The 2,719-nt window shown below is 62.6% G+C and carries 1 protein-coding gene; it reads right to left on the reverse strand.

All coding sequences use genetic code 11. The annotated features are described in order from the left end of the window. Nucleotides 1–449: 449 nt before the first annotated feature. A complete protein-coding gene (locus BQ17_RS07505; RefSeq protein ID WP_218068158.1) occupies nucleotides 450–2,336 on the reverse strand; it encodes a cytochrome b/b6 domain-containing protein in 1,887 nt (628 codons plus the stop codon). Between the last annotated feature and the right edge of the window lie 383 nt (nucleotides 2,337–2,719).

Genomic DNA, 2,719 nt, shown 5'->3' on the forward strand with positions numbered 1-2,719 from the left:
CGGCTGGGACCGCCGTCTTTCAGACGGCTTACGGACCCCATCACCAGCTGTCGGCAACGCTCAGAGCAGACGCCCTCCGGGCCGCACCGGATAACGCCGGACCGCCGGCAGGTTTGATTCCCGTGTATACACGAATGCTGGACACCGGCCTGATGCTCTCCGCGGTGCGGAGCAACCAGCTTCCCACGCAGCGCGTGGGAACGAGAAAGACCGCGTCGGACGTCACCTTTTACGACACCCCCCCACCGGGAGGATGTCGCATAAGCGGTGGCGTCAGCTGCCAGTCTGTGAAATTTAAACCACAGAGGACACCGAGAACGCAGAGCATTGGCCGCTTCCTTACTCTGTGTTCTCTGCGTTCTCTGTGGTTCGAAATGATTTTTGCGACACCTTCTTCGGTCGAGATGACGGCGACTGGTTTCAAGAGAAAATTTTAGTGAAACATCGTACTAGAACAACCCCCGGGTCAGGAATCCGTCCACGACCAATATCAACAGCAGGAGCCCCAGCCCCAACAGGCTAAAGCCCAGCAGGTGGGAGATCCGGTTCCAGGTCTTGGACGGGGGCGTGACCAGCAGTCTGTCCAGCTCGCCGGAGGCCCGCAGTCGCTCGTACTCGGCGGGGCGTTCTTCTTTGAGTTCCTCCAGGTCCCAGGAGCCGGTGAACATCACCGGATCCAAGGGGAACTTGGCGGGCCGGAAGTGGTTGTTGAAGAAGTGGACCACGAACAGGGTCATGACCGCCAGAAAGGCCTCCAGACCATGGGCCACCGTGGCCAGATTGAACACCCAACCGGGCAGGACGCTGCCCACCGCATCGGAGAACCAGAGCAGGAGACCCGACAGGCCAATGATGAAAGCACCCCAGTACACGGCCCAGTAGTCGAACTTCTCCCAGTAGGTCCAGCGCCCGAAACGCGGCTGCTCGCCTCTGCCGAAGTACCAGCGGAACTGCCCCTTCATGTCCTCCCAGTCCTGCCTGCGCGGCAGCAGGGAGTCGGGGCCGAACCAGGCGAACTCCCGGTCGCGGAGGGTGCGCACCAGGACCACCCCGGCATGCCCGAAGACGGTCAGCAGGAAGACGACGCCGGCCCAGTGGTGGATCGTATTGAGGGGTCCGGGTCCGCCGAAGAGGGGCACCAAGGTCTGGGCCCAGTCGGTGTTCGGATACATGACCACCATGCCGGTAAAGACCAGCAACATCAGGGACAGGGCGAGCAGCCAGTGGTTGACCCGCCAGCCCCAGGCAAAGCGGCGGACGTGCACCCCACTGCGGGGCTTCTCGCGCTTGATCCGCATGGGATAGCTGCGCCCATCGACCTTGCGGTAGATCACCGGGCGTTCCTGCTTTTCGCGCCACCACCAGAGCACCGAATGGGTGTAGAAGAAGACCAGGACCAGCACGATCAGTGCGCCCATCCCCTTGCCCAGCAGCCACAGGCCGGGGTATTTGGCGAAGTTACGCGTGGTGCCATGGGGTTGGTACTTGACGAACTGCGCATTGGCCCGCTCGTGGCACTTGCGGCAGGTCTCGACGCGACGCTCCGTGCTTACCGGCGAGGCCGCATCCGATACCCGGACGATGTCGTGACCGGCGTGGCAGTCCACGCACTTGGGGGCGTCCTTGTCACCGTGCCAGGCCAGCTGCCCGTGGGGGCTGGCCATATAGCCGTCGCGCTCGGCGGCATGGCACTCGCCGCACTGCTCGGTGACCATCCGATGGGCCGGCAGCTGGGTCAAGTCCGTGACCTTATGGGAGCTGTGACAATCGCTGCAGGTAGCCGAATCGCCGACCCAGGGCCGCTTCAGGGCCGCCCCGTGCAGAGACGCCTGATACTCTCCCAAGGCTTGCTGGTGGCAGGCACCGCACATGGCGGGCGACTCCAGGCGATAGGTACTGGCGCGGGGATCGTCCGCAGGGAAGACATAGTGCGCCGTGTGGCAGGTCGCGCAACCGGCGTTGTTCGGCACCGATACGTCCGCATGGGCGGACAGCGCATAGTCGCGGGTGAAGGCCACCAGCTGCGGCGGTTTGAGCCGCAACCAGGCGGCGCGGTCGGCGGGCATCCATTGATCGCCTTTGACTTGCTCGTGGCAGGTGACACAGTCCACCCGGCCGAGTCCACCCTCCCGGTGCGGCAGTTCCTCGATGTCCTGGTGGCAATCGGTACAGGCCAGCGCCCCGTGTACGCTCTCCGCGAAGGACTCGGTAGCGACGAACAGCGGCTCCTGCTTGGTCTCCCCGTGCTTCCCAGTCGGGACGCTATAGCCCTTGATGCCGTGACACTCCTGGCACTGGGCGTCCTCGAACGGCTTGGCCCCACACAGGGTAGACATCAGGAGCAGGACCAGGCCAAGGATGAGTGATGAGTGATGAGTGATGAGTGATGAATGGGTCTGCCCCGTGGGACTGGGAAGCAATGCGTTCGAGCCGCATTTTCCTATAGGAAAACCCGTCTTCCCCCCCAAGCGCGGGATATGCTCACCATCCATCATTCCACATCCATCATTCCACATTCATCATCTGGCTCCCACGCTCCAGCGTGGGAGCAAATCCTGACGCTCCAGCGTCGACAAAGACCAGGTAAGGCAGCACCAGCCAACCCATGTCCGCACAAAGAAGCACGGTCCGCTAGAGCGGACAAGGTAGTGGTAAACTTATAAGTGAAAAAGTAGCGCGATTCATCTTTTTGATCCCCTCTCCCCAACCCCTCTCCCGG

Source organism: Candidatus Thiosymbion oneisti (assembly GCF_900092655.1).
In the GTDB taxonomy this organism is placed as follows: domain Bacteria; phylum Pseudomonadota; class Gammaproteobacteria; order Chromatiales; family Chromatiaceae; genus Thiosymbion; species Thiosymbion oneisti.

Coding starts and splice junctions, on each gene's coding strand:
- BQ17_RS07505 (WP_218068158.1), bottom strand. CDS start 2,336: ATGTCTACCCTGTGTGGGGCCAAGCCGTTCGAGGACGCCCAGTGCCAG.